The sequence below is a fragment of the Bradyrhizobium sp. 33ap4 genome (assembly GCF_032654765.1).
GTDB classification, from domain to species: Bacteria; Pseudomonadota; Alphaproteobacteria; order Rhizobiales; family Xanthobacteraceae; genus Bradyrhizobium; species Bradyrhizobium australafricanum.
Genome location: NZ_JAUMTJ010000016.1, coordinates 103,909 through 127,112, shown reverse-complemented (window position 1 = coordinate 127,112; position 23,204 = coordinate 103,909). Strand labels below are relative to the sequence as shown.

General features: G+C 64.4%; 26 protein-coding genes. 17 read left to right on the top strand and 9 right to left on the bottom strand.

The window, feature by feature from the left end; genetic code table 11:
• Positions 1-21: 21 nt before the first annotated feature.
• From Q2M23_RS14780 to Q2M23_RS14755, 6 genes are all read right to left on the bottom strand, one after another.
• Entirely contained in the window at positions 22-1,290 is a 1,269-nt protein-coding gene (locus tag Q2M23_RS14780) for a CpaE family protein (protein ID WP_018269598.1), read from the bottom strand.
• Positions 1,287-2,039, bottom strand: coding sequence for a CpaD family pilus assembly protein (locus Q2M23_RS14775; RefSeq protein WP_316395960.1), 753 nt, complete (start codon positions 2,037-2,039; stop codon positions 1,287-1,289). The genes Q2M23_RS14780 and Q2M23_RS14775 overlap by 4 nt, the downstream gene beginning before the upstream one ends.
• An 8-nt stretch (positions 2,040-2,047) precedes the next feature.
• Entirely contained in the window at positions 2,048-3,526 is a 1,479-nt protein-coding gene (locus Q2M23_RS14770) for a type II and III secretion system protein family protein (protein ID WP_141341582.1), read from the bottom strand.
• Positions 3,527-3,528: 2 nt separating this feature from the next.
• Entirely contained in the window at positions 3,529-4,323 is a 795-nt protein-coding gene (gene cpaB / locus Q2M23_RS14765) for a Flp pilus assembly protein CpaB (protein ID WP_076824885.1), read from the bottom strand.
• Between the two features lie 127 nt (positions 4,324-4,450).
• The gene (locus tag Q2M23_RS14760) at positions 4,451-4,975 is read right to left on the bottom strand and encodes a prepilin peptidase (protein ID WP_028334676.1); all 525 of its coding nucleotides are present in this window, start codon (positions 4,973-4,975) and stop codon (positions 4,451-4,453) included.
• Positions 4,976-5,147: 172 nt separating this feature from the next.
• The gene (locus tag Q2M23_RS14755) at positions 5,148-5,312 is read right to left on the bottom strand and encodes a Flp family type IVb pilin (protein ID WP_016842642.1); all 165 of its coding nucleotides are present in this window, start codon (positions 5,310-5,312) and stop codon (positions 5,148-5,150) included.
• A 280-nt stretch (positions 5,313-5,592) separates the two neighbouring features.
• Here Q2M23_RS14755 and Q2M23_RS14750 point away from each other — a divergent pair, with 280 nt between their 5' ends.
• From Q2M23_RS14750 to Q2M23_RS14730, 5 genes are all read left to right on the top strand, one after another.
• A complete protein-coding gene (locus Q2M23_RS14750; protein ID WP_316395959.1) occupies positions 5,593-6,423 on the top strand; it encodes a sterol desaturase family protein in 831 nt (276 codons plus the stop codon).
• 15 nt (positions 6,424-6,438) lie between these two features.
• Positions 6,439-7,884 (top strand): hypothetical protein, encoded by a 1,446-nt coding sequence (locus Q2M23_RS14745; protein ID WP_316395958.1) that lies wholly within the window; start codon positions 6,439-6,441, stop codon positions 7,882-7,884.
• 196 nt (positions 7,885-8,080) lie between these two features.
• A complete protein-coding gene (locus Q2M23_RS14740) occupies positions 8,081-8,587 on the top strand; it encodes a pilus assembly protein N-terminal domain-containing protein (RefSeq protein ID WP_057016118.1) in 507 nt (168 codons plus the stop codon).
• Positions 8,588-8,758: 171 nt separating this feature from the next.
• Positions 8,759-9,328: a TadE/TadG family type IV pilus assembly protein gene (locus Q2M23_RS14735; protein WP_168858010.1), complete on the top strand. Its 570-nt coding sequence runs from the start codon at positions 8,759-8,761 to the stop codon at positions 9,326-9,328.
• An 8-nt stretch (positions 9,329-9,336) separates the two neighbouring features.
• Complete coding sequence (locus Q2M23_RS14730; protein WP_225645084.1) at positions 9,337-9,966, top strand: TadE/TadG family type IV pilus assembly protein; 630 nt, start codon at positions 9,337-9,339, stop codon at positions 9,964-9,966.
• A gap of 119 nt (positions 9,967-10,085) precedes the next feature.
• On the opposite strand, the gene Q2M23_RS14725 is transcribed toward Q2M23_RS14730, so the two are convergent.
• From Q2M23_RS14725 to Q2M23_RS14715, 3 genes are all read right to left on the bottom strand, one after another.
• On the bottom strand, positions 10,086-10,298 hold the full coding sequence (locus Q2M23_RS14725; RefSeq protein WP_016842648.1) for a cold-shock protein: 213 nt from the start codon (positions 10,296-10,298) through the stop codon (positions 10,086-10,088).
• Between the two features lie 279 nt (positions 10,299-10,577).
• Positions 10,578-10,871 (bottom strand): translation initiation factor IF-1, encoded by a 294-nt coding sequence (gene infA, locus Q2M23_RS14720; RefSeq protein WP_016842649.1) that lies wholly within the window; start codon positions 10,869-10,871, stop codon positions 10,578-10,580.
• Between the two features lie 24 nt (positions 10,872-10,895).
• On the bottom strand, positions 10,896-12,368 hold the full coding sequence (locus Q2M23_RS14715; protein ID WP_410469727.1) for a DEAD/DEAH box helicase: 1,473 nt from the start codon (positions 12,366-12,368) through the stop codon (positions 10,896-10,898).
• Positions 12,369-12,891: 523 nt separating this feature from the next.
• Between Q2M23_RS14715 and urtA the strand changes: the two genes are divergently transcribed.
• The 12 genes from urtA (at position 12,892) to Q2M23_RS14655 (ending at position 23,203) form a co-directional block, all read left to right on the top strand.
• Positions 12,892-14,187, top strand: a complete 1,296-nt coding sequence (gene urtA / locus Q2M23_RS14710; protein WP_371852088.1) for an urea ABC transporter substrate-binding protein — start codon at positions 12,892-12,894, stop codon at positions 14,185-14,187.
• Positions 14,188-14,331: 144 nt separating this feature from the next.
• Positions 14,332-15,930 carry an urea ABC transporter permease subunit UrtB gene (gene urtB, locus Q2M23_RS14705; protein WP_375167117.1) on the top strand — a complete coding sequence of 533 codons (1,599 nt, stop codon included), beginning with the start codon at positions 14,332-14,334 and terminating at the stop codon, positions 15,928-15,930.
• The gene (gene urtC, locus Q2M23_RS14700; RefSeq protein ID WP_310882011.1) at positions 15,927-17,096 is read left to right on the top strand and encodes an urea ABC transporter permease subunit UrtC; all 1,170 of its coding nucleotides are present in this window, start codon (positions 15,927-15,929) and stop codon (positions 17,094-17,096) included. Before urtB ends, urtC begins: the two co-directional genes overlap by 4 nt.
• Before the next feature lie 4 nt (positions 17,097-17,100).
• Positions 17,101-17,862: an urea ABC transporter ATP-binding protein UrtD gene (gene urtD, locus Q2M23_RS14695; RefSeq protein WP_016842654.1), complete on the top strand. Its 762-nt coding sequence runs from the start codon at positions 17,101-17,103 to the stop codon at positions 17,860-17,862.
• A 4-nt stretch (positions 17,863-17,866) separates the two neighbouring features.
• Positions 17,867-18,562: an urea ABC transporter ATP-binding subunit UrtE gene (gene urtE / locus Q2M23_RS14690; RefSeq protein ID WP_316395955.1), complete on the top strand. Its 696-nt coding sequence runs from the start codon at positions 17,867-17,869 to the stop codon at positions 18,560-18,562.
• Positions 18,563-18,611: 49 nt separating this feature from the next.
• Positions 18,612-19,448, top strand: a complete 837-nt coding sequence (locus Q2M23_RS14685) for an urease accessory protein UreD (RefSeq protein WP_168858006.1) — start codon at positions 18,612-18,614, stop codon at positions 19,446-19,448.
• A gap of 27 nt (positions 19,449-19,475) precedes the next feature.
• Complete coding sequence (locus tag Q2M23_RS14680; RefSeq protein WP_316395954.1) at positions 19,476-19,778, top strand: urease subunit gamma; 303 nt, start codon at positions 19,476-19,478, stop codon at positions 19,776-19,778.
• A gap of 108 nt (positions 19,779-19,886) precedes the next feature.
• Complete coding sequence (locus Q2M23_RS14675; protein WP_028334688.1) at positions 19,887-20,192, top strand: urease subunit beta; 306 nt, start codon at positions 19,887-19,889, stop codon at positions 20,190-20,192.
• Positions 20,193-20,196: 4 nt separating this feature from the next.
• Positions 20,197-20,751, top strand: a complete 555-nt coding sequence (locus tag Q2M23_RS14670; protein ID WP_057016126.1) for an HD domain-containing protein — start codon at positions 20,197-20,199, stop codon at positions 20,749-20,751.
• 1 nt (position 20,752) lies between these two features.
• Positions 20,753-22,468: an urease subunit alpha gene (ureC, locus tag Q2M23_RS14665; RefSeq protein ID WP_316395953.1), complete on the top strand. Its 1,716-nt coding sequence runs from the start codon at positions 20,753-20,755 to the stop codon at positions 22,466-22,468.
• 111 nt (positions 22,469-22,579) lie between these two features.
• Complete coding sequence (locus Q2M23_RS14660) at positions 22,580-22,879, top strand: putative quinol monooxygenase (RefSeq protein WP_024581875.1); 300 nt, start codon at positions 22,580-22,582, stop codon at positions 22,877-22,879.
• 24 nt (positions 22,880-22,903) lie between these two features.
• Positions 22,904-23,203, top strand: a complete 300-nt coding sequence (locus Q2M23_RS14655) for a putative quinol monooxygenase (RefSeq protein WP_028342270.1) — start codon at positions 22,904-22,906, stop codon at positions 23,201-23,203.
• The last annotated feature ends 1 nt before the right edge of the window (position 23,204 follow it).

The window sequence follows — 23,204 nt, the reverse complement described above, 5'->3', positions numbered from 1 at the left end:
GTCTTGACTCCACGCGGACCACTATTTGGACCGCAGCTTTTCGAGCAGGGGCGACAGGAAGGACCCCCTCGGCTTCTTGGTCTCGCCGCGGCCTGTCAGCCGCTGCGCCATCTGCAGAAACATCTCGACCGCGCGGTGGTTGGCGGAAATCTCGGCGATCATCTGGCCGTTGTTGGCCGCCGAACCGAAGATCTGCGGATCGAACGGGATGGCGGCGATCGGCTGGCTTTCGATCGCCTTGGCGAACTCGCCGGCCGCGATCTCGGGACGCTTCGGCACGCCGACCTGGTTCAGGCAGTACAGCGGCGCGCGGTCGTTGGGCCGCGAGGCCTTCAGCAGGTCGAACATGTTCTTGGCATTGCGCAGATTGGCGAGGTCGGGCGCCGCCACGATCAGGATGTCGTCGGCCGCGATCAATGCGCGCTTGGTCCAGCCGGACCATTGATGCGGCACGTCGAGCACGATGCAGGGCATCGTGGTCCGCAGCGTATCGAAGATCGCATCGAATGCCTCGGCGCCGAAATCGTAGACCTTGTCCAGTGTCGCCGGCGCCGCCAGCAGGCTCAGATGGTCGGTGCATTTTGACAGCAGGCGGTCGACGAAGGCGGTATCGACGCGGTCCGGCGAGAACACGGCGTCGGCGATGCCCTGCGCGGGATCCTGGTTGTAGTTGAGGCCGGCGGTGCCGAAGGCGAGGTCGAGGTCGGCGACTACGGAATCAAGCGCCAGATCGCGGGCAATCGCCCAGGCGACATTGTGGGCGATGGTCGAGGCGCCGACGCCGCCCTTGGCACCGACAACGGCGACGATGCGGCCGACCGCCTTGGCTTCCGGTGCCGAGAACAGGTTACAGACCGCGCGCACCACGTCGATCGCATGGGCCGGCGCGATCACGTAATCGCTGACGCCGCGGCGCACCAGCTCGCGATACAGGGTGACGTCGTTGACGCGGCCGATCACGACCACACGAGTGCCGGCGTCGCACACTGTTGCGAGCTGATCGAGGCCAGCCAGGATGTCGCCGCGGCCCTCGGTCTCGAGGATGATGACGTTGGGCGTCGGCGCCGAGCGATAGGCCTCGATGGCGGCCGCCATGCCGCCCATCTGGATCTTGAGGTGAGCCTTGGCCAGCCGGCGATCTTCGCCCGCCGACTGCACGGCGGCAGCGGTCTCGACCGTTTCGCAGAACGCCTGGACCGAAACCCTTGGCGCCGGAGCAATATGGTCGTCCACGGCCTGCGGCGGGGCGTCCGTCTGCTCTTCGGAGTTTTGCTGCGCGTAGGTGATCATTTTCCTGTGTCGCTTAGCTTGGCCCTGTCGGACTCGGGATAACTCGTGGCGGTGGTGGTGCCCTTGCGATACTTGTCGAAGGCGATGTTACGACGCGACGTATAGGCAGGGGTCTCCGCGCGCGGCTGCACGAGGTCGGTCGGATCTTCGACCATGGCTGCGAGGTTGCGCTGATTGGCGCAGCCGAAATTGTAGTACTGCTTGTTCTCGATGTAGGACCCGTTGTGGATCGACGGGCCGAGATCTTCCGGCCAGAGGCCGCACGGCGCGGCGACCGCTTTCATCTTTGGATAGTTCACGCGGATCGCGGGCATCTGGCGCGGATCCTCGGGATGGTATTTTCGAACGAGGATCCCGCGCGGCGGCACGCCGGCGGCGGTGAACGTGGCCTGGATCTCGCGCAGCGATTCCTGGGCGGTCCGTGCGTTCGGCGTGTCGGCGGGAACGTCGATGGTGACGGCGCCGGTCCCCTCGCGCATCCAGTCCTGCGCCATCCCCATCACCTCGGCGCGCTGCTCCGCAGTCAGGCCGCCGCGGCTGCGGCCGACGAAGACCACGATCGAGCGATCAGCCTCGGTGACCGCGATCGGATGGCGCTGGCGATAGTCGGCCGGTGCGTTCACCATCGCGAAACTGTTGTCGGCGGCGTGCTGGCAGGCGCCGAGCGTCATCGCGAGGCTGACGAGCGCTCCGGCGAGAGCGATGCCGCGCTGGTAACCGGCGGATGTCCTGGATGTGGTCTGTGTCATCGTCCGCCTCAGTCCGTAATGAAGCCGTAAGTGCCGCGGTAATTCCGCGCCGGCTCGGTGCGGCCGGGCACGCCGTAGACGCGATTGATGCTGCCGAGCAGGTCGGCCTGCGGATCGGACGCGTTGGCGAAGCCGTCATCCGGACGCGACAGGTCCTTCTGTGCCACCGCGCGAACAACATAGGGCGTCACCAGCACCATCATCTCGGTCTGGTTGTTGACGAAGTCCCGGCTGCGGAACAGCGTTCCGAGCACCGGCAGCGACGCCAGTCCGGGAAGGCCGTTGATCGCCTGCTTGGTCTGGTCCTGGATCAGGCCGGCCATCGCCATCGAGCCGCCCGAAGGAATTTCCAGCGTGGTCTCGGCGCGCCGGGTCTTGATCGAGGGGATCGTCGTTCCGCCGGCGCCGCCGGTCAGCGAATTCTCGGTCGAGACTTCCGACACTTCCGTCATCACGCGCAGGCTGATCCGTCCCTCGGTCAGCACCACGGGCGTGAAGTTGAGCGAAATGCCGAATTTCTTGAAGCTGACGGTCTGAACGCAATTCCCGATCGCGCCTCCCGTCGTCGTCTGACAGGTCACGCCGGTCGGAATTGGAAACTCGCCGCCCGAGATGAAGGTCGCCGATTCGCCGGAGATCGCGGTCAGGTTCGGCTCGGCGAGTGTCCGCACCACGCCTGCGCTTTCCATGGCGCGGAGCGTCGCCGACACCGATGGGGCCGCGCCGAACGAAGTGGTGAGGGCGTTGCCGGGCACCAGCGGTGCGTTGTTCGCCGTGAACGGGTTGTTGTTGGTGAACTTCACCACGGTGGTGCCGTAGTTGAGGTTCGCGGTGAGGTCGATGCCGAGCTGCTTGATCAGGCTGCGCGAGACTTCGGCGACCGTCACCTTCAGCATCACCTGGTCGCGGCCGCGAACCGTGATGGAGTTCACGACCTTGTCAGCGCTGCCGACCAGCCGCGTGGCGATCTCGCCGGCCTGCTGCGCTTCGATCGGGCTCGCCGCGCTTCCGGTCAGCATGACGCCCTCGCCGACACCCTCGATCTGGATATCGGCGTTCGGCAGGGCTGCACGCAGGGCCGCGCGCACGCCGTTGAGGTCGCGCTTGACCGCGATGTCATAGGCCGCGATCTGCTGGCCGGCGGCGTCGAAGAACACGATGTTGGTCTGGCCGACCGTCGCGCCGATGATGTAGGCGCGTTGCGCCGAGCGGACCACGGCATTGGCGATCTTGGGATCGGCGACCAGCACGTCCTTGATGTCCCTCGGCAGATCGATCACCACCGATTTGCCGACGCCGAGTGAGAGGAAGCGGGCATTCATCTGGCCGTCGGCCGCGGCGGGAGCGGCGCGGTAGTCGCCCGCCACCACCGGCGTCAGTGCCGGGTTGAGCGTGAGCGCCGCGACGGCCGAGAACGACAATGCGCGGACCATGAAGGCCCGCATCGTCCGTTGAGTTGCCCCGCCCTTCATCACCTGTGTCCTCATGGTCACTTCTGCATCGTTGCCTGGTTGGCAACGCCAAAGCGGATGACGTTGATCGTCTCACCGCGTCTCTGGTGGTTGTCCTCGATCCTGACGTCGGTCCCGTTGTTATCGGCGATGCTGCGCAGCGCCAGCGACAGGACGCCGCTCTGGCGCGCCCGCGCCAGCGTCTCGGTCTGGTCAGGCTTCAGCTCCAGCGTCACTGTCTTGCCGATCAGTGCGTTGGTGCCGTCCTTCTCCTTCGGCGCCTGGTCGATCGCAAGGACGCGGATATTGGTCAGGATGACCTCGGAATTGACGATGTCGGCGCCGTTGCGGTCGGGATTCTTGTCCCGCTTCGACAGCAGGACGTCGACCCGGTCATTCGGCAGGATGAAGCCGCCGGCACCGGTCTCGGGAGAGATTTCGGTCGATACCGCCCGCATGCCCGTCGGCAGGATCGCGGCCATGAAGCCGCTTCCGTCGGCCTTGACGAGCTTCTGCTCGCGGATCGGCTCGCCCTGGATGAACGGGGCGCGCGCGATCGAGCCGGTGACGTCCTTGATGGCGTCGGCGTGGCTGTCCTTGCGCATGAAGCTGGCGCTGGCGGTCGCCGCCGGCCAGGTCTGCCACTGCAGGTCTTCGGCCTTCACTGCCTGGCCGAGGCCGATGTCGGAGCGCGCGACCAGGATGTCGACGGTCGGCAGCTGCGCAACTGGCGGAGGAGCCGCCGGCTTGTCGTCGCTTCCGCTCGCCAAATAAAGCGCCGCAAGGCCGGCGCAGCCTGCAATTGCCAGGACCAGAATGCGGGCCTTATCCATTACGCTTCACTTTCCACATGACGCCGCGACGCTGCCGCCGCCGTGATGGGAGTTGACCAGCTATTCGTCAAAGCATGGTTAATGAGGCGTATCTAAATCGCCTTAACGGGCGGTTACCGCTGCTTTCTCAGCGCATGGCGAAGTGCGCGAGATCGATCGTCTTGATCCAGTCCGTCTCGGGATAAATCAGGAGGGCGCCGAGAGCGAGTGCGATGCCGTAGGGAATTCCGGTCTGCTTGTCGTGCAGGCGGCTGAGCCAGGCCTGGGACGCGAGCGGGTAGGGCAATGGCCATTGCCGCAGCTGCAGCAAGAGCACGGTCAGCGCACCGCCGAACAGCGAGGCAAAGACCAGATAGGGCAGCAGGTGCTCGAACCCGAACCACAGGCTGGCCGCGGCCGCGACCTTGGCGTCTCCGCCGCCGACCCAGCCCATCGCGAACATGCCGAACGCCACCACCAGAACCAGCGCGCCTGCGCCGGCATGGGTGAGGATCTCGTGGACGCCCATCCCGGTCAGCGGCGCCAGGACAAAGAAGCCCGCCACCAGCGCCAGCGAAATCCGGTTCGGGATCGTCATGGTCAGGAGATCGCTCGCCGCCGCAAAGGCCATCAGGGCCGGAAACAGCATCAAGCGTGCGATGTCGAGGATCATGAATTCATGCCGTCAAGCTGGAGCTGCGGTCGAGACCCGACGCTAGCGGCCAATGGTGAACAATCGGAAAAGGATTACCGGCACCTTCAACAGAGGCTGCCGATCGGCCCCCGACAAATAGCAAAGGTCCCGGGATTGCCGGGACCTTTGATGCGAATTCGTCGAAGCCGGCTTACTTCAGCGAGCCCGAGATCGAGTTGAAGGTACCCGAGAGCTTCGTGCCGACGCCGTTGACTGCAGCGATGATCGCGATGGCGATACCGGTGGCGATCAGGCCGTACTCGATGGCGGTCGCGCCCGATTCGTCCTTCACGAAGCGCGAAACGAGGTTCTTCATAAAATCACTCCTGTGTACACGTGGCTGGTCGAACTAGATTTGGTCTCGCCGGCGTTCTCAGCACCGTGACCATTGCGGCACCCTAGTGTTGGACGATTTCGGCGCAGTTAATTTGATCGCATAAACTCTGCGGGAACCCGCTGATGTTGCGCACAGTAAATTTGGCATTAAACGGTCCGCGAAAATTGCGGATTGTTGCTGCGACCAGACATCCGGCGCCTATTCACGGCTCCTTAAGCGCACATCTATACCCATGGGGCTTCCGTAGTATGAGGCTGCCATGTCCACCCTCCCGATCGAAGTCATCGAGATGCTCGGCCAGACGATGATGAGGGTGGTGCCGATCACGATCGGCCTCGCGCTGTTCTTCACGGTGCTGACCCACTTCTGGGCCTGCAATCCCGGCAAGCCGTGGTGGCAGAAGCGCGAGCTGGTCACGGACATCTGCTACTGGTTCTTCGTGCCGGTATTCGCCCGCGTGCTGCGGATCGGGCTGCTGGTGGTGGGCGCGGCCGCGGTGTTCGATGTGCACGGTGCCGACGAGCTGATCTCGTTCTACGAGAACGGACACGGCCCGCTGGCGCAGCTGCCGCTCTGGCTGCAATCGATCATCTTCCTGGTCGCTTCCGACTTCATGCTGTACTGGCTGCACCGGATGTTTCACGGCGGCGGATTCTGGAAGTACCACGCCATTCATCATTCCTCCGAGGATCTCGAATGGATCTCGGCGGCGCGCTTCCATCCCGTCAATCTGCTGATCGGCACGATTTCGGTCGACGTGATCCTGTTGATGGCCGGCATCTCGCCGAACATCATGCTGTGGGTCGGTCCCTTCACCACATTCCATTCCGCCTTCGTGCACGCCAACCTGAACTGGACGCTCGGCCCGTTCAAATATGTGATCGCCACGCCGGTGTTCCATCGCTGGCATCACACCGCGCTCGAGGAGGGTGGCGACACCAATTTCGCCGGCACGTTTCCGCTCTGGGACATTCTGTTCGGGACATTCCGCATGCCCGAAGGCAAGCTTCCGGATGATTACGGCGTCGACGCCGAGGAGGGCGTGCCGGCCGAAATCGGCGGACAGCTGGCCTATCCGTTCCGTCATTGACCGGACTGCGCGCGCATGAGTGCTGAGACCGCAACCGTCCCACAGGCGCGGGCCTCGGTGTTCGCCGAAGTCCCGGCCTGGTTCTGGATGGCGTGCGGCGTCTATGCGTTGCTGCTGGTCGTCGGCGACAGGCTGCTCGCCGATTCCGACACCTACTGGCAGATTGCCGTCGGCCGGTGGATCCTCGACCACCGCGCATTGCCGTCGGTCGATATCTATTCCTTCACCAAAGCGGGTGAGCCTTGGGTGTCGTCGTCGTGGCTGGCGCAGGTCCTGTTCGCGAAGGCCTACGACCTTGCCGGGTGGACCGGGCCTGCGGTGCTGGCCGCGGCCTGCGGTGCCGCCACCTTCGCGCTGCTCACCGCCATCCTCGGCCGTGCGCTGCCGGCAATCCATGCGAGCCTGATCGCGCTGGCGGCGCTAGTGTTGACCTGCGGGCATCTGCTGGCCCGTCCGCATTTGCTTGCGCTGCCGATCATGATGGTCTGGGCGAACGGCCTGATGGTCGCCAGCGAACGCCGCGAGGCCCCCTCGTTCTGGCTGCTGCCGCTGATCGCGCTCTGGGCCAATCTGCATGGCGGCTTTCTGTTTGGCCTGGTGCTGGCCGGCGCCTTCGCGCTCGATGCGCTGTGGAACGCCGCGCCGGCGCAAAGATTGCCGCTGGCGCTGCGCTGGGCCGCATTCGGCTTCGGCGCGCTGGCCGCGTGCAGCGTGACGCCCTATGGCTGGGGGACGATCCTCGCCTCGCTGAAGATTCTCAGCCTCGGTGAACTGCTGCATCTCATCACGGAGTGGATGCCGGCGAGTTTCAGCCACGTCGATGCGTTCGAGCTGGCCATTCTCGGCCTGATCGGCGGGGCGCTCTATTGCGGGGTGAAGCTGCCGCTGCCGCGGATCGCCCTGGCGCTGGGCCTGCTGCACATGGCGCTATCCCATGTCAGGAATCTCGAGCTCTTCGCCCTGCTGTTGCCGCTGGCTGTGCTGACGCCGGTGGCAACCCAGTTCGGCCTGCGTGCCGCAAGCGTGGTCCGGCTGAAGGCCACGCCGGCCGTGATGCTGATCGCCGTGCTCTGCGCCGCGACCTGGTTCATCGCGGCGCGTCGGGACATGTCGCCGCCGACGATCCATTCGCCCGCTGCCGCCGTCGACGCGCTGAAGGCGCACAACGTGCAGCGCGTGCTCAATGATCTGCAGTTCGGCGGCTATCTGATCTGGCGCCAGGTGCCGGTGTTCGTCGACGGCCGTGCCGAGCTTTACGGCGAGAAATTCGAGATGGCCTATTATCGTGCGCTCCAGCTCAAGGACGTCAACGGCTTCCTCGACCTGCTCAAGACCTACAGGATCGATGCGGTGATGCTCGATCCGGCAACGCCCGCCTCCAAGTTTCTCGATCACATCGATGGATGGCAGCGCCTCTACGCCGACGATCGCGTGGTGGTGCATGTGCGTGGTGCTGGCTAGGCGGCGGTCCCCGCCGGGACGTTTTTCCGCGGGATCACCGGGCCGTTGGTCGATCCGTTCCAGAAGTCGTGACATCCGCGCAATTCAGCGGTCGATTTTTGCTCTTCTTAAATGAATTGCCGTCAGATTTGCCTGCGTCGGGCGCCGGTCCGCTGCGTATCGCTTTTGCCGGCTTGTTAACGTCCCGGGGTAAGGTATGTCGTTTCAATTCCAGCGTATTGGCGCCGTCGCGCGCATTGGATTCATCTCGCTGGCCGCAGCCGTTCTGCTGTGGCCCGCATTCGCAACGGCCGCGCCGGATCCGGACCGGATTGCGGTCAATGTCGATCAGGCCAAGCTCGTCAAGCTGCCCGGCGGCATTTCCACCATCGTGGTCGGCAACCCGCTGATCGCCGACGTCACCCTGCAGAATGGCGGCGTTGTCGTCGTGACCGGCAAGGGCTACGGCGCGACCAACTTCATCGCACTCGACCGCACCGGCCAGGTGCTGGTGGATCGCCAGATCCAGGTCGAAGGTCCGACCGACCAGCTTGTCACCGTCTATCGCGGCGTCGATCGCGAGACCTACAGCTGCATGCCGGTCTGCCAGCGTCGCATCACCCTCGGCGACGGCGAGACCTACTTCAAGTCGACCATGGACCAGGCAGGCTCGCTCAACAGCCAGGCCTCCGGCTCGGGCGCGGCCGCGAAGCCGCAGAACTAGCGCGTGTCCGCGCCGGCGCTTCGCACGCCGGGGCAGCCGCCTGCCGCAGGCGGTTCATCCGACATGGTTAAGAAAGGCCTGACGGATCGGGTGGCCCTGTCTCGATCCGGCGAAATACTTCGACAATGAGTCTTGGGTAGTTGTTGCCGCCATGTTGATCCGGGGTCGTTGATGCCGCTACCCGCTCATTCTTTCACGCGCCTCCTCCATCGCTTTCGCAGAAACCGCCGTGGCGCGACCGCGGTCGAATTCGCGATGGTCGCGCCGCTGTTTTTCGGACTGCTGTTTGCGATCATCGAAGTGGCGATGATCTTCTTCGCGAGCCAGGTGCTGGAGACGGTGACGCAGGATTCTGCGCGCATGATCATGACCGGTCAGGCGCAGGGCGCAAGCTATACCCAGCAGCAGTTCAAGAACTACGTCTGCGGCCAGGTCAACCCGCTGTTCGATTGCGCCAATGGCATATCGGTCGACGTGCGCAGCTACCCCGCGGCGACGGGCTTCAGCAGCGTCAACATCGCGCCTCCAATCGATTCCAACAACGCATTCATTCCGGCCATGAAATGGTGTCCCGGCAAGGACGGCGACGTCGTGGTGGTCCGGCTGTTCTATCAGTGGCCGCTGTTCGTCACCAAGCTTGGCTTCAATGTCGCCAACCTCGCCAATGGCAAGCGGCTGCTGACCGCGACCGCGACATTCAAGAATGAGCCATCCGGGACTGCCGGGGCGACATGCTCATGAGCAACGTCATGAAAACCCAGGCAGCGGCCTTGCTGCGCTCCGTCGTGGCCCTGTGCAATGACCGCCGGGGCCTTGCCGCCGTCGAGTTCGCTTTCGTCCTGCCGCTGATGCTGGTGCTGTTCTTCGGCACCGTCGAGTTTTCATCCGGTGTCGCGGTCGACCGCAAGGTCACGCTTATGGCGCGCGCCGCGTCGGACCTGACCTCGCAGTCGACGCAGGTGGTGGATGCCGACCTGCAGAACTTCTTCAGTGCCAGCGTCGGCATCATGACGCCGTACGATCCGACGCCGACCAAGGTCACGTTGTCGGAGATCTACGTCGATGCCTCGAAGGTCGCGCGGATCCAGTGGAGCAAGGCGGGGGTGATGGCCACGGGCGCCACGCAGGCCACATTGACGGCCTCGAGCCGCAGCCAGGGTGATGTCGTGACCAGCGTCGTTCCGGCGGCGCTGCTGGTTGCGGGCACCTATCTGATCTTCAGCGAAGTCAGCTACAAATACGTTCCGACGGTCGGCTATGTGATGGCCAAGAGCGGCATCAATCTCACCGATGTCGCCTTCACAAGGCCGCGGCAGTCGGTTTGCGTGTTCTACGCCCCGACGTCCGCCACCATGCCGACGACCTGCTCGACCTATTAGAGCTTTCGAACGACGCGGACGCCGGTTGGCAATCCGGACAAAAAGGGCCGCACCCGAAGGTGCGGCCCTTGATGCTTTAGCGACAATTTCCTGGAGCTTCGCGCTCCCGGGAAATCGGCTTATCCGGCGGCGCGCAGATTGTCGGCCGAGGATTTGCCGGAACGGCGGTCAGCCACGATCTCGTAGGAGATCTTCTGGCCTTCACGCAGAGTGCCAAGGCCGGCGCGCTCGACTGCACTGATGTGCACGAACACGTCGTTCCCGCCTTCATCCGGCTGGATGAAGCCGTAGCCCTTGGTCGCGTTAAACCACTTCACGGTTCCCATGCTCACGTGGGTAGTCCCTTCTCAGATATACAAGTTCAAGACCCGCTGATCGGCGGGGTGGTGAGATCGAATTTTTGGAAGGGTCGTCAGCGTCTGAACCGGCTGTACCGGTATTGGCTAATGTCGTCCGGCCGAAAATCGATGGGTAGGATATTATTCGATAGAAGGCTTCAAAACAATCCTGAAAACAATCCTGACGTGCGCGATTTTTTGGCCGGCGCAGCCGCCGGCCAATTGTGCGCAGGACATCAGGACGTCATGCCCGCAGCGGTTGCAACACCCCGCTTATCGGCGGCGGAACTGGCCGCCGCGCTGGGCTCCGCCCCGCGGCGGGCCGCCGGGCGCGCCGCTCGGACGTTCGTCCTTGTGCCGGAAGATCAGGCGCCCCTTTTCGAGATCGTAGGGCGACATTTCGATCGTAACGCGGTCGCCGGCCAGCGTCTTGATGCGGTTTTTCTTCATCTTGCCGGCGGTGTAGGCGACGATCTCGTGCCCGGCATCGAGTTGCACCCGGTAACGAGCGTCGGGGAGGATTTCGGTCACCAGTCCTTCGAACTGGATCAGCTCTTCCTTAGCCATATGTTTCTCCAGATCGAGCGACGGCTAGTGCTTCGGTCGGTTGTTGCGGTTGGATTGCGGATTCGGCCGGCTCTCGCGATGCAAGAAGGCGACGCCCTGAATGCCTTCGCTGTTGCCGGCCTGCGACGGACGCGGCGACTCGCCCCGGCTCGTCTGCGGCGCGCCATTATTACCACCTCGACGGCGGCGGCGGCGAGGGCCTTTTGCGCCCGGAGCGGCCTCATTCCCACGGACATTATGCGCACGGGGCGCAGAGCGGCCGCCCCGGTGCGGGTGGGTGGCCTGCGCCGGCGCGGCGGCCTCGCGGCCGCCAGAGGAGCTGCCTTGCGTGCGGCGGTCTTCCCGCGGCACGGTAATCCGGATCAGCCGCTCGATATCGCGCAGATAGCCCATCTCCTCGGCACCGGCGATCAGCGAGATCGCGACGCCGTCGGCGCCGGCGCGCGCCGTGCGGCCGATGCGGTGGACGTAGGTCTCCGGGATATTGGGCAGGTCGAAATTCACCACGTGGCTGACGCCGTCGACGTCGATGCCGCGGGCGGCGATATCGGTCGCCACCAGCGTGCGGATCTCGCCGGAACGGAACGCCGCCAGCGTGCGCTCGCGGTGGTTCTGCGACTTGTTGCCGTGGATCGCATTGGCCTCGATGCCGGCCTTGGCAAGGCTTTTCACCACCTTGTCGGCGCCGTGCTTGGTGCGGGTGAAGACCAGGGCGCGGTTGACCGGCTCCTGCTTCAGCAACTGGGCGAGAACCGTCGGCTTGGCCGCGAAATCGACCTGGATCGCGCGCTGGGCGATGCGATCCACCGTCGAGGCCACCGGCGTCACCGCCACGCGGGCCGGGTCGCGCAGCATCGCCTCGGCGAGCTCGGCGATGTCCTTGGGCATGGTGGCCGAGAAGAACAGCGTCTGGCGCCGGATCGGCAGCTTGGCGACGATTTTCCGGATGTCGTTGATGAACCCCATGTCGAGCATGCGGTCGGCTTCATCGAGCACCAGGAACTCGACCTGGTTGAGCTTCAGCCCGTTGCTCTGCACGAGATCGAGCAGGCGGCCGGGGGTGGCGACCAGCACCTCGACGCCCTGCATCAGGGAACGGACCTGGCGGCCCATCGGCACGCCGCCGATGGCGAGCGTCGAGGACAGCCGGATGTGGCGGCCATAGGTGTTGAAACTGTCGAGGATCTGGCCGGACAGTTCACGGGTCGGCGAGAGCACCAGCACGCGGCAGCTCTTGGGCTGCGGGCGGACGCGGTTCTCCAGCAGCCGGTGCAGGATTGGCAGCGCGAAGGAGGCGGTCTTGCCGGTGCCGGTCTGGGCGATGCCGACGACGTCGCGGCCGGCAAGGGCTAGCGGGATGGTCTGGGCCTGGATGGGGGTCGGCGTGAGATAATTTTCTTCTCGGAGCGCGCGGGCGATGGGATCGGCGAGGCCGAAATCCTGAAAGGAGGTCAAAAGGTGGTTCTTTCCATAAAAGCCGTCGTCGTCCCGGCCCATATCGGCCGGAAGCGTGTGAAGGCATTCGGGGACACCCGCGTGTCTGGGGCGTCAAGCTGGGTTAGCTGAAAGGCGAGCCAGAAGCCGCTTGGGGCAGCTTGAACACGCAGCTCGCGAAGGCACCGCGACTCTCGCGGGCATGGCGAGGATATGGACCAGGAACTGGGCGGTTTCAAGATGAGATTGCCGTCTTTGGTGCCCGGAGTTCGCTGAACCATCGCGCAAACTGTCACAAATCGATGCCGGAAATTTAGCCAAGGCGGCGATTTTGCCTACAGAATAATCTGATTGCTCTTTCGGCAGTCAAGTTGGCGGCTCAATGATTGAGCAGTCGGCTTCCGTATTTGCCCGGAACCGATGAAATTATCCAGCCGGTTCATCGGCTTACGGTGCCCGCGCACCGTGGCACAGTTCTTGCGATTCCATTAACCGCAGGCGGCCAAGCGGCCGTTCGCAGCGTTCCACGCCTGCGTCAGGGAGACGACATTTCATGCTTACTCAGCTTTCTCACAAAATAACGACGATGACCCGCCGCCGCGCGCTCGCGGCGACGGCCGGCCTGGTTTTGGGTCTGGCTGCGTCCTCGTCCCTCGCGCCCGCGCAAGCGGCCGACGACACCATCAAGGTTGGCATCCTTCACTCGCTGTCGGGCACCATGGCCATCAGCGAAACCACGCTGAAGGACACGATCCTTTTCCTGATCGACGAGCAGAACAAGAAGGGCGGCGTGCTCGGCAAGAAGCTCGAGCCCGTCGTGGTCGACCCCGCCTCGAACTGGCCGCTGTTCGCCGAAAAGGCCCGCGAGTTGATCACCAAGGACAAGGTCGCGGTCGTGTTCGGCTGCTGGACCTCGGTGTCGCGTAAATCCGTGCTCCCGGTGTTCAAGGAGCTGAACAACATCCTGTTCTACCCGGTACAGTATGAGGGCGAGGAGTCCGAGCGCAACGTGTTCTACACCGGCGCGGCGCCGAACCAGCAGGCGATCCCGGCGGTCGACTATCTGATGAAGGAAGAGAAGGTGAAGCGCTGGGTGCTGGCCGGCACCGACTACGTCTATCCGCGCACCACCAACAAGATCCTGGAAGCCTATCTGAAGTCGAAGGGCGTCGCCCAGGACGACATCATGATCAACTACACGCCGTTCGGTCACTCCGACTGGCAGACGATCGTGGCCGACATCAAGAAGTTCGGCTCGGCCGGCAAGAAGACCGCGGTGGTCTCCACCATCAACGGCGACGCCAACGTTCCGTTCTACAAGGAACTCGGCAACCAGGGTATCAAGGCGACCGAGATCCCGGTGGTCGCGTTCTCGGTCGGCGAGGAAGAGCTCGCCGGCATCGACACCAAGCCGCTGCTCGGCCATCTCGCCGCCTGGAACTACTTCGAGTCGATCAAGACCCCGGCGAACGAGAAGTTCATCAAGGAGTGGCAGGCCTACACCAAGAACCCGAAGCGCGTGACCAACGATCCGATGGAAGCGCACTACATCGGCTTCAACATGTGGGTGAAGGCGGTCGAGAAGGTGAAGTCGACCGATCCGGACAAGGTGATCGATGCGCTTCCCGGCATCGAGGCGCCGAACCTGACCGGCGGCGTGTCGCAGATGCTGCCGAACCACCACATCACCAAGCCGGTGTTCATCGGCGAGATCAAGGGCAACGGCCAGTTCGACGTGGTCTGGAAGACCCCGGGCCTGGTGGCCGGCGACGCCTGGTCGAAGGAGCTCGAGGGCTCCAAGGACCTGATCGGCGATTGGGTCGGCAAGAAGTGCGGCAACTTCAACACCAAGACCAACAAGTGCGGCGGCCAGGGCTCCTGACAATAGGGCTCCTGACAACAGGGCTCCTGAGCTCCTGACCTGATCGACGACACAACACAACCATCCAAGAACCTGGAGAAGGCGGCACAGCTCGCCGCCTTCTCCTCACACTCCTGCCGGGGTACTGACGTGTTCGCCAATTGTATTGATCGTTTTCGTGCGCTGTTTCTCTCGATCCTGCTGCTGAGCTGCCTTGCTGTGCCGGCGCTGGCTGGTCCGTTCGAGGATTCGGTCGCCAAATTCGCCAATGACGAGTTCTCCGACACCGAGGCTGCGATCGGTGAGGTCGCCGCGTCGGGCAATGCGCTGGCCTCGCCCATCATCAGCGCGCTGCAGGACGGCCGGCTCTCGGCCGATCCCGACAGCAAGAAGGTCTTCATCACGCGGACCGACGGCAAGATTGTCGACGCCGCCACGGGTGCTGCCGTCGACAAGCTGCCCGACAACGCCGCCGCCGTCCGCCTCAACAACCGCCTGCGCCGCACCGTGGAGGCTGCGCTCGGCGGCCTGACGCTGCTGTCGCCGGATCCGGCCAAACGCCTCGCCGCCGCGCAGTCGGTGTTCAAGAGCCACGAGGAGAATTTGCTGCCGACGGTGGAGGCTGCGCTCGCCAAGGAGAACGTCAAGTCGGTCAAGCAGGCCTTCGCCGAGGCGCGCGCCGCCATCATCCTGTTCAAGTCGGACGCATCCGACAGCGACAAGCTCGACGCCGTCGCCGTGGTCAAGGCGCGCGGCGATCAGGAGGCGCTGGCGCTGCTCACCGGCCTCGGCGCCGACCAGCCGCCGCTGGTCGCCAACGCGGCCGCAAGCGCGGTGTCCTCGATCCAGAGCAATCTGGCGATGTGGTCGATGGTGCAGAATGCCTGGTACGGCCTGTCGCTCGGCTCGGTGCTGCTGCTCGCCGCGATCGGGCTTGCCATCACCTTCGGCGTGATGGGCGTCATCAACATGGCGCATGGCGAGATGGTGATGCTCGGGGCCTACACCACCTTCGTGGTGCAGGAGGTGATCCGCAGCCGCTATCCTGCGCTGTTCGACTATTCGCTGCTGATCGCGGTGCCGCTCGCCTTCCTGGTCGCCGGCTTAATCGGTGTCGTGATCGAGCGCACCATCATCCGCTTCCTCTATGGCCGTCCGCTGGAGACGCTGCTCGCGACCTGGGGCCTGTCGCTGGTGTTGCAGCAGGCGGTGCGCACCGCGTTCGGCCCGACCAACCGCGAGGTCGGCAACCCCTCCTGGATGAGCGGTGCCTTTGAGCTCGGCCAGATCACCATCACCTATAACCGGCTGTGGATCCTCTGCTTCACGCTCGCGGTGTTTGCCATCCTGCTGGCGATGCTGCGCTACACCGCGCTTGGCCTGGAGATGCGCGCGGTGACCCAGAACCGCCGCATGGCGGCCTCGATGGGGATCGCCACCTCGCGCGTCGACGCGCTGACCTTCGGCCTCGGCTCGGGGATCGCCGGCATTGCCGGCGTGGCGCTGTCGCAGATCGACAATGTCAGCCCGAATCTCGGCCAGAGCTACATCATCGACAGCTTCATGGTCGTGGTGTTCGGCGGCGTCGGCAATCTCTGGGGCACGCTGGTCGGCGCCTTCACGCTCGGCATCGCCAACAAGTTCCTCGAGCCTGTCGCGGGCGCGGTGCTCGGCAAGATCGCGATCCTGGTGCTGATCATCCTGTTCATCCAGAAGCGGCCGCGCGGCCTGTTCGCGCTCAAGGGTCGGGCGGTGGAAGCATGACGCCGCACATCCTCACCCGTTCGCTCGACCGCGCGGCGACCGCGTTCGTCCTGATCGTCGCCGCGATCGGCGTGCTGATCCCGCTATCGAACCTGCTGCTGCCGCAGGGCTCGATGTTCCAGGTGCCGACCTATCTGGTCGCGCTGTGGGGCAAATATGTCTGCTACGCCATCCTCGCGCTCTCGATCGATCTGATCTGGGGCTATTGCGGCATCCTCTCGCTCGGCCACGGTGCGTTCTTCGCGCTGGGCGGCTACGCGATGGGGATGTACCTGATGCGCCAGATCGGCAGCCGCGGCGTCTACGGCAATCCGATCCTGCCCGACTTCATGGTGTTCCTGAACTGGAGCAAGCTGCCCTGGTACTGGTACGGCTTCGACCAGTTCTGGTTCGCCGCACTGATGGTGCTGCTGGTGCCGGGTCTGCTCGCCTTCTGCTTCGGCTGGCTCGCCTTCCGCTCGCGCGTCACCGGCGTGTATTTGTCGATCATCACGCAGGCGATGACCTATGCGCTGCTGCTGGCGTTCTTCCGCAACGATTTCGGCTTCGGCGGCAATAACGGGCTGACCGACTTCAAGGACATCATCGGCTTCAACGTGCAGGCCGAAGGCACCCGCGCGGCGCTGTTCCTGCTGAGCTGCCTTGCGCTGATCATCGCGTTCCTGATCTGCCGCGCGATCGTGACCTCGAAGCTCGGCAAGGTCCTGATCGCAGTGCGTGACGCCGAAAGCCGGACCCGTTTCCTTGGCTATCGTGTCGAATCCTACAAGCTGTTCGTGTTCACGCTGTCGGCCTGCATGGCCGGCGTCGCCGGTGCGCTGTACGTGCCGCAGGTCGGCATCATCAATCCGAGCGAGTTCGCGCCCGCCAACTCGATCGAGGCGGTGATCTGGGTCGCGGTCGGCGGCCGCGGCACGCTGATCGGCGCGGCGCTCGGCGCCGTCGTCGTCAACTATGCCAAGACGTTCTTCACCTCGGGGCCGCTTGCACCGTACTGGCTGTTCATGCTGGGCGCGCTGTTCATCCTGGTCACGCTGCTGTTGCCCAAGGGCATCGTCGGTACCTTCAACGCCTGGTGGGAGCCGCTGAAAGCGCGGCGCAACTCACCCGACGCCGAGAGTGCCGCGCGCGAAGACGGCATCGGCGCACCGAACCCGGCGGAGTAGGCAGATGAACGTCATGGACACCCGCGCCACCTCGGCCATGCTCTACCTCGACGGCGTGCATGTCTCGTTCGACGGCTTCCACGCCATCAACAATCTGTCGCTGGCGCTCGAACCCGGCGAGATGCGGGCCATCATCGGCCCGAACGGCGCCGGCAAGACCACGATGATGGACATCATCACCGGCAAGACCAAGCCGGACGAGGGCACCGTGCTGTTCGACGGCACCGTCGACCTGACCCGCCTCGACGAGACCCGTATCGCCGAGCTCGGCATCGGCCGCAAATTCCAGAAGCCGACGGTGTTCGAGAGCCAGACCGTGCAGGACAATCTCCTGCTCGCGCTCAATGTCGATCATTCCGTGCGCGGCACGCTGTTCTGGCGCGGCAGCAAGGCCGAGTCCGAGCGCATCGACAAGGTGCTCGAGACCATCCGCCTGACCGATGCGCGCAACCGCCTCGCCGGCAGCCTGTCGCACGGCCAGAAGCAGTGGCTCGAGATCGGCATGTTGCTGGCGCAGGACCCGAAGGTGCTGCTGGTCGACGAGCCGGTCGCCGGCATGACCGATGTCGAGACCCATCTGACCGCGGAGCTCCTGAAGGAGATCAACAGGAATCACACCATCATGGTGGTCGAGCATGACATGACCTTCGTGCGCGAGCTCGGCGTCAAGGTGACCTGCCTGCATGAGGGCTCGGTGCTCGCCGAAGGTTCGATCGACCAGGTGTCGTCGAACGAGCGGGTGGTCGAAGTGTATCTGGGGCGCTAGCGCGATGCTGAAGATCGACAACATCAATCTCTATTACGGTGCGGCGCAGGCGCTGCGCGGCGTGTCGCTGACCGCCGAGCCGGGCAAGGTCACCTGTGTGCTCGGCCGCAACGGCGTCGGCAAGACTTCGCTGCTCCGCGCCATGGTCGGCCAGTATCCGATCGCTTCCGGCACGATCAATTTCGACGGCAAGGACATCACCGCGCTAAAGCCCTATGAGCGGTCGCGGCGCGGCATCGGCTTCGTGCCGCAGGGCCGCGAGATCTTTCCGCTGCTGACGGTGGAAGAGAACCTCAAGACCGGCTTCGGTCCGCTCAAGCGCGAAGACCGCAACATTCCCAACGACGTGTTCTCGCTGTTTCCGGTGTTGGAGACCATGCTGGGCCGCCGCGGCGGCGACCTTTCCGGCGGCCAGCAGCAGCAGCTTGCGATCGGCCGCGCGCTGGTGATGCGGCCAAAGCTCCTGCTGCTCGACGAGCCGACCGAGGGCATCCAGCCCTCGATCATCAAGGATATCGGCCGCGCCATCTCCTATCTGCGCAATCTCGGCAACATCGCCATCGTGCTGGTCGAACAATATCTCGACTTTGCCTGCGAACTCGGCGACAGTTTTGCCGTGATGGACCGGGGTGCGGTGAAATATGCCTGCGACCGCGCAAGCCTCGATCCCGCCGAGATCAGCCGCCAGATGGCGCTGTGAACAGGATGTGACGCCGCCTGTCGTGGCGCGCGAAGGGAGCGTCGGGGGAATGCGGACCGGGATCGCAGGCGCGGCAGCGGCGACGTTTGCGGCAAACCGCGCCCAGGGTGCGGTCCGGTTCGGCGTGCATCTGAAAGACGGCGCCACCCGCCGCGGCGACCTGCATGAGTCCGGCTCGCTGCGCGTCCGCTTCCCATCGCCGGAGGACGACGGTCTCTCGGCCATGTTCGTCAACACCGCCGGCGGCATTGCCGGCGGGGATCGCTTCGAGATCGCGGTCGCGGCCGGCGAGGGCGCGCGTTTGACGCTGACCACCGCGGCGGCTGAGAAAGTCTACCGTGCACCGGCAGCGGCGGCACGGCTCGACATCGCGCTGACCGTTGCCGCAGGCGCGCATCTCGCCTGGCTGCCGCAGGAAACCATCCTGTTCGACCGTGCCCGCATTCACCGCGGCTTCGACATCGACCTTGCCGAGGGTGCCTCGCTCCTGCTCTGCGAGATCGTGGTGTTCGGCCGCGCCGCGATGGGCGAGACCATGCGCCACGGCGAGTTCGTCGACCGCTGGCGGATGCGCCGTGGCGGCAAGCTGGTGTTCGCCGAGACCGTCAGGCTCGACGGCGAGATCGGCGAGAAGCTCGCGCGACCCGCGATCGCGGGCGGCGGCTGCGCGATCGGCACGGCGCTGATCGTGCCGGGTGACGAAGCCTTGGTCGAGCGCATCCGCGAGGCGTCGGAAAGCTTCGGCGGCGAGGTCGGCATCTCCGCCTGGAATGGCTTTGCAATGGCCCGCTTCTGTGCCCAAGATGCGGCCCGGCTGCGCGCTGACATGATGACGGTGCTCGGCCGCGCCTCCACTGTCCCGCTGCCGCGGCTTTGGCTCAACTAATCCTTTCAACGCTTTCAGAGTGCTCGCATGAATTTGTCTCCCCGCGAAAAGGACAAGCTCCTGGTTTCGATGGCGGCCACGGTGGCGCGGCGCCGGCTCGAGCGCGGCGTCAAGCTGAACCATCCCGAAGCCGTCGCGTTGATCACCGACTTCATCGTCGAGGGCGCGCGCGACGGCCGCACCGTCGCCGAGCTGATGCAGGCCGGCGCCAAGGTCCTGACCCGCGCGCAGGTGATGGATGGCATCCCGGAGATGATCCACGACATCCAGGTCGAGGCGACATTCCCCGACGGCACCAAGCTCGTCACCGTGCACGAGCCGATCCGATAGCCACGAGCGTCATTCCGGGGCGGCCGAAGGCAGAACCCGGAATCCAGAGATTGTTGATCGAGATTCCGGATTCACGCTTCGCGTGCCCCGGAATGACAGGAGAGACGAATGATCCCCGGCGAACTCTTCATCAAGGACGGCGAGATCGAGCTCAATGCCGGCCGCAAGACCGTGACGCTCTCGGTCGCCAACACCGGCGATCGTCCGATCCAGGTCGGCTCGCATTACCACTTCTTCGAGACCAACCCGGCGCTGAAATTCGACCGCAAGAAAGCCCGCGGCATGCGCCTCGACATCGCCGCCGGCACCGCCGTCCGCTTCGAACCCGGCCAGACCCGCGACGTCCAGCTCGTCGCACTCGCCGGCAAGCGCGTGATCTACGGCTTTCGCGCCGAGGTGAAGGGGAAGCTGTAGCGCCATGCTTCCCGCTGTCCGCATGGTCTCCGAAGCTGCCGAGCTTGCCGCGCACCGTCATAACGGGATGGCGCGCAAGGGGCGGGGGAGTGAGCCTTACATCAACCATCTCGCCGAGGTCGCGAATCTGCTCGCGCAGGTCACTAACGGCACCGATGCCGAACTGGTGGCTGCCGGCTGGCTGCACGACACCATCGAGGACACCGAGACCACGCGCGAGGAGCTCGCGCAGAAGTTCAGCGCGCGCGTTGCCGATCTCGTTGTCGAGTGCACCGATGACATGAGCCTGCCAAAGCCTGCCCGCCGGCAAAAGCAGATCGAGGATGCTCCGCACAAATCTCCCGGTGCAAAGCTGATCAAGATCGCCGACAAGATCAGCAATATCGGCGCGCGGATCGTGCCGCATCCGAGCAAGGACGAGCGCGATGATCTCGCCGACTATGCGGCCTGGGCCGACAAGGTCGTTGCCGGTTGCCGGGGCATCAATCCGCGGCTCGACCGCATTTTCGACGACACGATTGCGCGTGCCAAGGCCGCGCTGACTGAAACTGGGGGCTGACATGTCCGTGAAGATCAAGCGTTCCGTGTATGCCGACATGTTCGGCCCGACCACCGGCGACAGGGTTAGGCTTGCCGACACCGATCTGATCATCGAGGTCGAGAAGGATCTCACCACCTATGGCGAGGAGGTGAAGTTCGGCGGCGGCAAGGTGATCCGCGACGGCATGGGGCAGTCGCAGGTGACCAACGCGCAAGGCGCCGCGGATACTGTCATCACCAACGCGCTGATCGTCGATCACTGGGGAATCGTGAAGGCCGACGTCGCGATCAAGGAGGGCATGATCGCGGCGATCGGCAAGGCCGGCAATCCCGACATCCAGCCCAACGTCACCATCGTGATCGGTCCCGGTACCGACGTGATCGCGGGCGAGGGCAAGATCCTCACCGCCGGCGGTTTCGACAGCCACATCCATTTCATCTGCCCGCAGCAGATCGAGCACGCGCTGATGTCTGGCGTCACCTCGATGCTCGGCGGCGGCACCGGTCCGTCGCACGGCACCTTCGCCACCACCTGCACGCCTGGCCCTTGGCACATGGGGCGGATGATCCAGTCGTTCGACGCCTTCCCGGTCAACCTCGGCATCTCCGGCAAGGGCAACGCCTCGCGTCCGGCGGCGCTGGTCGAGATGATCAAGGGCGGCGCCTGCGCGCTGAAGCTGCATGAGGACTGGGGTACCACGCCGTCGGCGATCGACACCTGTCTCTCGGTTGCCGACGACTACGACGTCCAGGTGATGCTGCATTCGGACACGCTGAACGAATCCGGCTTCGTCGAGGATACGGTGAAGGCGTTCAAGGGCCGCACCATCCATGCCTTCCACACCGAGGGCGCCGGCGGCGGCCATGCACCGGATATCATCAAGATTGCCGGGCTGAAGAACGTGCTGCCGTCCTCGACCAATCCGACCCGGCCGTTCACCCGCAACACCATCGACGAGCATCTCGACATGCTGATGGTGTGCCATCACCTCGATCCGTCGATCGCCGAAGACCTTGCCTTCGCCGAGAGCCGGATCCGCAAGGAGACCATCGCCGCCGAGGACATCCTGCACGACCTCGGCGCGCTCTCGATGATGTCGTCGGACTCGCAGGCGATGGGCCGGCTCGGCGAGGTCATCATCCGCACCTGGCAGACCGCCGACAAGATGAAGAAGCAACGTGGGTCGCTGCCGCAGGACAAGGGCAACGACAACGACAATTTCCGCGTCAAGCGCTACATCGCCAAATACACCATCAACCCCGCGATCGCGCACGGCGTGTCGAAGCTGATCGGTTCGGTCGAGAAGGGCAAGCTCGCCGACCTCGTGCTGTGGTCGCCGGCGTTCTTCGGCGTCAAGCCGGACTGCATCATCAAGAGCGGCTCGATCGTGGCGGCGCCGATGGGGGACCCCAACGCCTCGATCCCGACGCCGCAGCCGGTGCATTACCAGCCGATGTTCGCCGCCTTCGGCAAGTCGCTCACCGCGTCCTCGGTGGTGTTCACCTCGAAGGCGGCGGTCACCGGCGGCCTTGCCCGCAAGCTCGGGATAGCCAAGAAGCTCTACGCGGTACAGAACACCCGCGGCAAGATCTCCAAGAAGAGCATGATCCACAACGACGCGACGCCCGAGATCGAGGTCGATCCGGAGACCTATGAGGTACGCGCAGACGGCGAGCTGCTGACCTGCGCGCCGGCCGAGGTGCTGCCCATGGCACAGCGCTATTTTATGTTCTAAAACCCATCCCGGTAACCAGAGCGTTTTCGAGCGAAGTGGATTTCCGGTTCGCGGAAAGAAAACGCGTCAAAACAAGACTCAAGCCAAAACAGAAAACCGGGAGGAACTTCCGTGATTTACGTCGTTGCTACGCTGACCATCAAGCCCGAGACCCGCGCCGAATTCATTGCTGCGGCGACGGCCTGCATCAAGGAAACCCGCAAGGAGCCCGGCAACATCGCTTACGATTTGCATGAGAGCGTCACCGACCACAGCAAGATGGTGTTCGTCGAGCAGTGGGAGAACGCGGAGGCGCTGGTGCCACATCGCACCGCCGAGCACATGAAGACGTTCGGCCGGGTCGCGGTGAAATGCATGGCCGCGCCGCCGAAGATCGAGGTGATCACGCCCGAGAAGGTCGACGTCCGCTAACGAGAAAAAGAAGGGAGATAATCCATGATCTATGTCATCGCCACCACGCCGATGAAGCCGGAGAACAAGGACGACTTCATCAAGGGGCACAAGGCCTGCACGGTCGAGACCCGCAAGGAGAAGGGTTGCATCTCCTATGACGGCAATGTCAGCGTCAACGATCCCAACCTCTATGTGGTGGTCGAGCGCTGGGAGAGCCGCGAGGATCTCAACGGCCATGCCAGGGCGCCGCACATGAAGGTATGGCGCGAATATTCCGCTAACATGAAGACCGGGCCGACGGTGATCGAGATCATCAGCGACGCCAAGGTCGAGAAGCTCTGAG